Source organism: Prevotella rectalis, assembly GCF_900607215.1.
GTDB lineage: Bacteria > Bacteroidota > Bacteroidia > Bacteroidales > Bacteroidaceae > Prevotella > Prevotella brunnea.
Window position 1 is genome coordinate 862,019 of the sequence record NZ_LR027820.1, and the last position, 8,631, is coordinate 870,649.

Sequence of the window (8,631 nt, forward strand, 5' to 3'; positions counted from 1 at the left end):
TGCTAATTCCAAATAGAAGTGCAAAATCTCTGTGGGTGCAATAACTATGAAAAACACCGCGGAGGTTTGCCTTGCGGCTGGGGGCGCGAAGCCCCCAAAGAGCATTGACGGATAACTTAAGCAATACAAAAAAAAGGAGAAAGACTTTCGTCCCTCTCCCTGAGATTAACTAATTTTGTATTGCAATGTATAAACAATTAACCTCGGAGCAAAGATACACAATAAGTGTGTTACTCCAAAAGAAATTCTCACTTAGTTTTATAGCCGAGACAATTGGCGTGTCTGTAAGTACCGTCTCTCGCGAAATTAATCGTAATTCAAATGAGAAGGGTATCTACAGCTGTCATTTGGCAATACTCAGAGCTCGCCGTCGCAAGTCGAACAACCCTGGCAACCGTTCTGTCAAGCCTTATGTCTGCAGCCGTGTGTTTGAACTTATCCGCCATGAGCAATGGTCCCCCGAGGAAGTTTCCGGCTGGCTTAGGAGAGAGGAAGGCATGAAGGTCTCCAAGTCTACTATCTATAATTGGATAGCAGCCAGTTCCCCGCACCATAAGGATAATATCCGGAAACACCTTCGCCATGGCGGGCACAAGGGCAGGACATCTAATATGTCGGGCAGCGCACTGATATCTAACAGAGTTTCGATTGACGAACGACCCGTCGAGGCAGACGGTCGTTCCATAGGCGATTGGGAAATGGACACCATCGTGGGAAAGAATGGAAAAGGTGCCATCGTAACGTTGGTGGACAGGAAGAGCTGTTATATGCTCATGGAGAAACTTGAAACGGGAAAACAGGCCGTACCTTTGGCGCATGCCGTGGTGCGGCTGCTTAGAGAGTCCCAATTGCCAGTCAGGACTATTACCACGGACAACGGAAGTGAGTTTGCAGCACATGAGATTATAGCAAGGAAACTAGGTACAACTGTTTATTTTGCGCATCCATACTCCTCATGGGAAAAGGGGGCAATTGAAAACATGAATGGACTCATCAGGCAATATATACCTAAGAAGACCAATTTCAAAGGTATATCCAAGGGAATGATAAAACATATAATAGAGAAATTAAACAACAGACCAAGAAAAAAGAATCAATTTCAAAAGCCAAAAGATATGATTAAACAAAGAATTGTGTAATTTTGCACTTGCTTATGGAATCCGCCACTCTCGTTGAAAAGTGATTTTTTGCTAAAAAACATACTCTACTTTTGTTATTTATAGAATAATGTGTAACTTTGCAAATCAAATTCGAATTATGAAGAAGAACTTTTTCATTACATTGGTTTTAGTCCTGTTTATGACAAGTTGTGCTCGTGAATATAACCAAGTTTACAAGAGTAGCGACTATACCTACAAATATGAGTATGCAAAAGAATGCTTTGCGAATGGAAAATATAGTTTTGCCGTGCCTCTTTTGCAAGATCTCGTAACCATCATGAAAGGCACGGATAATGCCCAGGAATGTCTGTATATGTTGGCAATGGCAGAATACGGATTAAGGGATTACGAGGCTGCCTCTGAAACTTTTAGAAAGTATTACCAAATCTATCCTAATGGTGATTACGCGGAAATGGCTTCATTCTATATTGGGCAGAGTCTTTATTCCGGCACTCCGGAGCCACGATTGGATCAGACACCAACTGTGGAGGCTATTGCAGCTTTTCAAGACTATTTGGATGTCTTTCCGAATGGAAAAATGAAAGGAACAGCTCAAAAGCGATTGTTCGAGCTTCAAGACAAATTGATACGTAAAGAATTTCTCAGTGCTAAATTATATTACAATCTTGGAACATATTTCGGCAATTGTTCAAACGATGGTGGCAACAACTACCAAGCATGTATCATTACTGCTGAGAACGCTTTGAACGATTTTCCCTATACACCTTTGCGAGAGGAATTTGCGGTGCTGGTTATGAAAAGTAAATTTGAACTGGCGCAGATGAGTGTAGAAGAGAAGAAAGTGCAAAGATATCAGGATGCTGAAGATGAATGTTACGGATTTATTAATGAATATCCGGATTCAAAAGAACGAGCTACAGCTGAAAAGTATATTGAGAAGTGTAAAGAATTTACGAAAGAATAATTAGGAAATATAAACAATACATCGAATGGATTACAAAAAGTCAAAATCGCCTGTAAATACCGTCACTCGTGACGTTTTGGAACTTTGGAAAGAAACAGGTAATGTTTACGAGAGTGTTGCGATTATCGCAAAACGCGCTAATCAGATTTCAGTTGAGATTAAGCAGGACTTGAGTAGAAAGTTGGCAGAGTTTGCTTCTTATAACGATTCCTTGGAGGAAGTTTTTGAAAACCGCGAACAAATTGAAATAAGTCGCTACTACGAGAAACTTCCCAAACCTACATTATTGGCAACTCAGGAATTTTTGGAGGGGAATATTTATTGGCGTGATCCGGCTAAGGATAATTTGGAAGAAGAAGAAATTTAGGAATGATACAGCGTAAACAGACAATTTTTCTTTTCCTCTCCTTTGTCTTGGTACTGACTTGCTTGTCTTTGCCCATAGGTTGGTTTGAACCTAATGGAATGTGTGTGGCGAGCAAGATGCTCAACTTATGGATTGTTGATGGAAATGGGGCAAAGGATTTTAGCGTTTGGCCTCTATTCGCAATACTCCTTCTTACGTTGCCTCTCCATCTCTTCGCGATTTTCGATTTTCATCATCGGAAGCGACAGATGCTGACTTGTAATATTCTTATGTTGCTGCTTGTTGTTTGGTACGTTGCGTATATTGTTTTTAGCAGAATATCCGGCAATAACACCATCTTTCATTATCAAATAACAGCTTGCTTTCCTTTTGTCGCTTTCGTTTTAGTGATTTTGGCAAAGAGGGCAATAAAAGCTGATGAGGCTTTGGTAAGAGCAGCTGATAGGATTAGATGAAAATTTGACTTTTTAATCATGAAACGGGCATTTGCTATTGAAGCAAATGCCCGTTTTTAAATAGTCTTTTTACGTATTTGTCGCTCTGTTGTTAATACGAACGTGCAATTAAAACACGGTACTTCGCCGGCTTTCCGCTCACCATGTCAACTCCTTCAGTCTGTTCGAACATGAACGGTACGCATCGTATGGTGGCTTGCGTGTCTTCCTTGATTTTCTCTTCTGTCTCTGACGTTCCATCCCAATGACAGAGGAAGAATCCGCCGTCTTTTACTTTCTCCTTGAATTCTTCATAATCATCACATTCGTAGATATGTGCATCGCGGAAGTTTACGGCTTTCTTGTATATGTTGGTTTGAATTTCCTCAAGCAGTTTGCTTACATATTCCACTATGCCATCGAAGCTGACGCTTTCTTTCCCTAAAGTGTCGCGTCGAACCACTTCTATCGTATTATTCTCCAAGTCTCTTCCGCCCATGGCAAGGCGTACAGGAACTCCTTTCAACTCGTAATCGGCAAACTTGAAGCCGGGACGTTTGTTGTCCGCATCGTCAAATTTTACGGTAATGCCCAGTTTCCTTAATTGGTCAATCACCGGTTGCAGTTTGTCGGAAATTGCCTTCAGCTGTTCCTCGCCTTTGAAAATAGGAATGATCACTACCTGAATGGGGGCTATTTTAGGCGGAAGTACAAGTCCGTTATCATCAGAGTGGGTCATGATGAGGGCACCCACTAAGCGTGTGCTGACCCCCCATGAGGTGGCCCAAACATATTCGGGCTTGTTTTCCTTGTTCAAGAAAGTTACACCGAAAGATTTTGCGAAGTTTTGTCCAAGGAAATGCGATGTACCACTCTGAAGAGCTTTTCCATCTTGCATCATCGCTTCAATGGTGTAGGTGTCCAGTGCGCCCGCAAAACGCTCCGTTTCGCTTTTTACTCCCTGAACCACAGGGATTGCCAGCCATTGTTCGGCAAAATCGGCGTATATTTTAAGCATTCTCTTTGTTTCCTCTTCGGCTTCCTCACGTGTGGCGTGAGCTGTGTGTCCTTCCTGCCATAAAAATTCAGATGTGCGTAGAAACGGACGTGTGCGCATTTCCCAACGCATCACGTTGCACCACTGGTTGCACATCAATGGTAGGTCGCGATAGGAGTGTATCCAATTTCGATAAGTATTCCAAATGATGGTCTCGCTGGTGGGACGAATGATTAATTCTTCTTCCAACTTTGCGGTGGGATCAACTTCCACAGCATCACCTTCTTCATTGGATTTTAGGCGATAGTGAGTTACCACAGCACATTCTTTAGCAAATCCTTTCACATGCTCTGCTTCTCTTGAAAGAAAACTTTTTGGGATAAGCAATGGAAAATAGGCGTTTTGTACACCTGCTTCCTTAAACATCTTGTCGAGTTGTGCCTGCATCTTTTCCCAGATGGCATAGCCATAGGGCTTGATAACCATACATCCGCGTACAGCTGACTGCTCTGCCAAATCTGCTTTCACCACCAAGTCGTTGTACCACTGTGAATAATTCTCGGCTCGCTTGGTAAGATCTTTGAGTTCTTTTGCCATAAGTATTTCGTTTTTCTATTTTCGTTCTGATGATAGGAGTTTCCCTTGTGATTTTAGGAATTTTCCCTACGTATATGGGGCTACTTAGCCTTATCTTTGTGCAAAAATACAAAAAAATGTTGGCAAACGCTTAAATAAAGAACAATTTGTTGTATCTTTGTATTAGATAGCAATCGAAAATGGGATAGTGTTCTATAAATATAGATAATAATTAACATAAGATTTTTTGAATTATGAAGAATTTAAAGACATTCACAGTAGGATTATGCGCATTGACATTAGTATCAAGTTGTGCAACAAAACAAGGTACAGGCAGTTTGATAGGCGCGGGTAGTGGCGCGGTTCTTGGCGGAATTGTAGGAAATATTATCGGTAAGAATAGCAAAGGTACAATGATTGGCGCGGCTATCGGAGCTGCTGTTGGAACAGGAGCAGGAACATTGATAGGACATCACATGGATAAAGTGGCACGGGAAACCGCGGCTCAGGTGCCAAATGGTAAAGTTGAGAAAGTAACGGATGCCAATGGGTTGGATTGCGTGAAAGTAACGTTCGATTCAGGTATTCTTTTTGCGTTGAATAGTGCAACGTTAAGTGCTACCTCAAAGAGCGAATTGGCGAATTTCGCAAGCGTGATGAAAAAGAATTCTGATTGTGATGTGGCAATTCAGGGCTATACAGATGCTTCCGGAAACGATGAAATCAACATTCCGTTGTCAGAGAAAAGAGCAAAATCGGTTTCTACTTATTTGCGTTCACAGGGAGTGTCGGCTGCACAAATTCGCACGGTAGAAGGCTTGGGTAGTGCAAACCCCATAGAAGATAAGCGTGTAAGTGCTGCCAACCGTCGTGTGGAAGTTTATTTGTATGCATCCCAGAACATGATTAACGCGGCAAACAACGGAACTTTAAAATAAGCAAATTAGGTATTTGAGCTTAGTTCTTAAAACGTCAAACAACCGCCTCTTGCAATCCAAGCAGGCGGTTGTTTGACGTTTTCTTCCCTTATGTCATTACTTTGTCATTCATAAGTTTCATGACATGAAAATGGGCATACGCCGAAAATGATAGGAAACATGTATGGCATTGGGGTAATTCTCATGATCCGAATCAATGGAAGTTGCTGATGAGTCTGTTACAATTTACTTGATGGATATCTTAATTTACTTGATGGATATCTTTGGTTTTATCTTGGCTTTAATCATTCCATTTTTCGATAAAGCATAAAAAAGGGTGTGCCTATTGACACACCCTTTTGCTTTATATCATGGTTTCTGCTTTATTCGGCATTTCTCACCGAATGTTGCTGCGTATTTCCAACCATAATCATTGTCCGTCGTCCCATACATCCATATCACATTCCACCTGCTTTCCATAGGCTTCATCCGTATTTTCATCTTTCCTTGCAATGGTGACGGTGTCCATCATGCCGGCGTTCGTGCTCATTTTGATGATTTCGATGCGTGGCTGCAAGTATGTACGCTTGTCGCATATAGTCTTGTTCATATTCTTTTCTCCTATATTCATATTTATTTCTACTTCAACATTTTCTTTCCCTGAACTATATACATACCCGACGGCAGGCTGTCGAAGTTGGTGCCCACATAGCGTCCGTCAATGGTGTATATCTGCTGTACACCTTTCTGTGCATCGGTGTTTCCTGTCACATCGTTGATGCCCGCCGGTTTATTGTCCTCTGTGAGTAACAACACAAACTGCCTGGCCGGGGAAGCAGTCGGCTTAAGCATAATGCACCCGCGGAAAGGAGGTATGAGTTTACCGAAACCTGTCTTTTCCGGCATTCTTTTCCACATATCGTTTCCGTTTTCATCGCGACCCAGGGTCCAAGGGTTGTCTTCCCGACTACCTCCCCCCGGCACACGTGGAATTTTTTCGGTACTACCGGTGAACACGTAGCTTTGGTCTGTCACACCCCGGGTAGAGAATTTTGGCTTTAATCTTCCACCATGATTTTCATCATACTTGTCATTGCCAGACGCAGCAATTACCACCGGATTGTCAATCGCTTCGAAATTCTGAGAGGTGTAGTTCCCACCATTGGTGATGCGCAGCAAATAGGGTGTGTTTGCCTCGAGTGTGCTGCCGTCGGGGATTGACTTAAACACATAAACTTCTTCCATTTCATATTCACCGGTGTATTCGTTTATTTTACCCGTGCTTCTCTCTGTTTGTAAGTCCAAATTGTATGCGCGTATGCCGTTGTCTTTCGGCAGTTTCACGGCGTATGGCAGGAAGACGGTGAAGCAGTTTTTACCGGAGGCAAAATCAGAGAATTCGCGGTAGGAGGTCAGAGAGTTGTCGCCTTCATAATGGCTGATGGGTAACCCCGTATTGTAACCACGGTTTACGGTGATGTTGTTAATGGTCATGTTGCATCTGTTGTAAACTGCTTGATTGGCTTTGATGGCATAAGGGAACTCATATTCTGCGCCATCCTGCAAGCTCAGTTTTGTGCATGAGCCATTGCTCTTGACAAAGTTCACGTCCTGACCTTCCGCAAAGGTGATGTCCGCTGCATCGGGAAGATAAACGACGGTGTGGGTTGGAAGCTCTGCCGTGATGGTTTTGTTCGGGTTGGTGTCCGTGTCAAATTCACGCGACAAATTCTTCAGGTTGTTTTTGGCCTCTGTGCTTTTCATGTTGCGCAGGTCAAGATACTCCAAGTTGTAGCATCCTCTAACAATGCCTTCGCCAATCTTGCAGTCGTTGGAGCCTATCACTTTAAGCCCTGTCAGCTTGCCGTTGCACGCAAAAGCTTCATCGCCAATTTCTGTAACGTTATCAAGGATTTCAAAATCGCCTGATATACAGCCATGTTTGAAAGCCCTTGCACCTATTTTCGTTACTACAGACAAGTCGTTGAAACTAAGGATACCGGCATTTTCGAAAGCTCTTTCTTCTATGGAATTCTTCACTGAATAGGGAATGACAAATTTAGGTAAGTTTGTGAAAGCATTTTCAAACATGCCTGTAGGGATGGTTGTTGGACCGTCATCCAAACTTACAGTGCCGCTGAATTCAGCAAAAGATTCCACACCCGAACGTTGGTCAGTGCCTGCGGGTAGATTGTTATACATGTCAGTAATTTTGGTATCTGTGGTTGCTTCGCCAATCTTCGCTGTTTTAGGGATGGGTGTTGTGATCTTAAATTTGTCTCCCTTGAAAGCCTGATAACCCACGAATGTTATTTGTGAACACTCAAATTTTGACGTTGAAAAACTTCCTTCAAAGGCTTGAGGACCTATGGCAGTCTTGCCAGGAATTATGATAGGTTGAAGATTTTTCGTATGTTTAGTTGAGCTTTTGTTACTTTTTGTAGTAATGCCGCTATAAGGTTCCAAATTGGTCTTGTAGAAGGCACGCCAACCAATGTACTTCAGACTTTTTGGGAAATTAATCATCGTGACACTGCATTGATAAAAGGCGGCATCCTCAATGGCTTCTATCCCTTCAGGAAGCTCCACATTATCAATTCCCCTTTCATTGATGAATGCATAGGAGCCGATGGCTACCACTTTCCAGACATCATTATTATTCTTGACAGTTGCAGGAACTTTTATTAGAGAAATCTTATGTTTTTGGTCTGCGTCTGCAATTTTATTAGAAAAAATTCCTATTTTATATTCTTCTACTAAATTAACTTTCGGCGTCCCGTTGTAGCCTTTCCACTCGTTAGGGAGGTCAGCCGTTGCATTGGCTAACACCTGCAGTGTGGCATCCGCCGTTGCCGCATTTGCGTTTGCGTATGTTACTTTCACTTTATGGTTCGCAGCATCCACCACCTCATAATAATAGCCATCGACTTGGAACCTGTCGCCTACGTTCTGTGCCGTGATAGGCAGAGCCGTCATCAATAGCAGCACAAGCGCTAACCATGCTGCAAGTTCCAAAACGAAGTGCAATAAAAGAGTAGCCCTCGCCGAGAGATGCAGACGTTCTCGAAGCGTAGCGAGAGGTTGTCTGCATCTCTCGGCGAGGAAAAAAAACAACCAGCAATACAAATAAAAAAGGGAGACCTCTGTCTCCCCAAGATTAATTAACTTTGTATTGTGAAATATCATCAATTAACCTCGGAGCAAAGGTCGCAAATTTTCGCCTTACTCCAAAAGAAAACAGGGAGAAAAGAGATT

At 42.6% G+C, this 8,631-nt stretch carries 8 protein-coding genes; 5 read left to right on the top strand and 3 right to left on the bottom strand.

Annotation, left to right across the window (positions count from 1 at the left end):
• Window positions 1-185 precede the first annotated feature (185 nt).
• The 4 genes from E0E16_RS04710 (at window position 186) to E0E16_RS04725 (ending at window position 2,907) form a co-directional block, all read left to right on the top strand.
• On the top strand, window positions 186-1,139 hold the full coding sequence (locus E0E16_RS04710) for an IS30 family transposase (RefSeq protein ID WP_130828553.1): 954 nt from the start codon (window positions 186-188) through the stop codon (window positions 1,137-1,139).
• Between the two features lie 118 nt (window positions 1,140-1,257).
• The gene (locus tag E0E16_RS04715; protein ID WP_130829238.1) at window positions 1,258-2,085 is read left to right on the top strand and encodes an outer membrane protein assembly factor BamD; all 828 of its coding nucleotides are present in this window, start codon (window positions 1,258-1,260) and stop codon (window positions 2,083-2,085) included.
• 25 nt (window positions 2,086-2,110) lie between these two features.
• The gene (locus tag E0E16_RS04720) at window positions 2,111-2,452 is read left to right on the top strand and encodes a DNA-directed RNA polymerase subunit omega (RefSeq protein ID WP_130829240.1); all 342 of its coding nucleotides are present in this window, start codon (window positions 2,111-2,113) and stop codon (window positions 2,450-2,452) included.
• 2 nt (window positions 2,453-2,454) lie between these two features.
• Window positions 2,455-2,907, top strand: a complete 453-nt coding sequence (locus tag E0E16_RS04725) for a DUF4293 domain-containing protein (protein ID WP_130829242.1) — start codon at window positions 2,455-2,457, stop codon at window positions 2,905-2,907.
• A gap of 91 nt (window positions 2,908-2,998) precedes the next feature.
• Here E0E16_RS04725 and proS read toward each other — a convergent pair whose 3' ends face one another.
• The gene (gene proS, locus E0E16_RS04730) at window positions 2,999-4,480 is read right to left on the bottom strand and encodes a proline--tRNA ligase (RefSeq protein ID WP_130829244.1); all 1,482 of its coding nucleotides are present in this window, start codon (window positions 4,478-4,480) and stop codon (window positions 2,999-3,001) included.
• 233 nt (window positions 4,481-4,713) lie between these two features.
• Between proS and E0E16_RS04735 the strand changes: the two genes are divergently transcribed.
• Window positions 4,714-5,397 (top strand): OmpA family protein, encoded by a 684-nt coding sequence (locus E0E16_RS04735; protein WP_130829246.1) that lies wholly within the window; start codon window positions 4,714-4,716, stop codon window positions 5,395-5,397.
• A gap of 409 nt (window positions 5,398-5,806) precedes the next feature.
• Here E0E16_RS04735 and E0E16_RS04740 read toward each other — a convergent pair whose 3' ends face one another.
• Window positions 5,807-6,007 carry a hypothetical protein gene (locus tag E0E16_RS04740; RefSeq protein WP_130829248.1) on the bottom strand — a complete coding sequence of 67 codons (201 nt, stop codon included), beginning with the start codon at window positions 6,005-6,007 and terminating at the stop codon, window positions 5,807-5,809.
• A gap of 8 nt (window positions 6,008-6,015) precedes the next feature.
• Window positions 6,016-8,364, bottom strand: a complete 2,349-nt coding sequence (locus E0E16_RS04745) for a leucine-rich repeat domain-containing protein (protein WP_130829250.1) — start codon at window positions 8,362-8,364, stop codon at window positions 6,016-6,018.
• Window positions 8,365-8,631 lie beyond the last annotated feature (267 nt).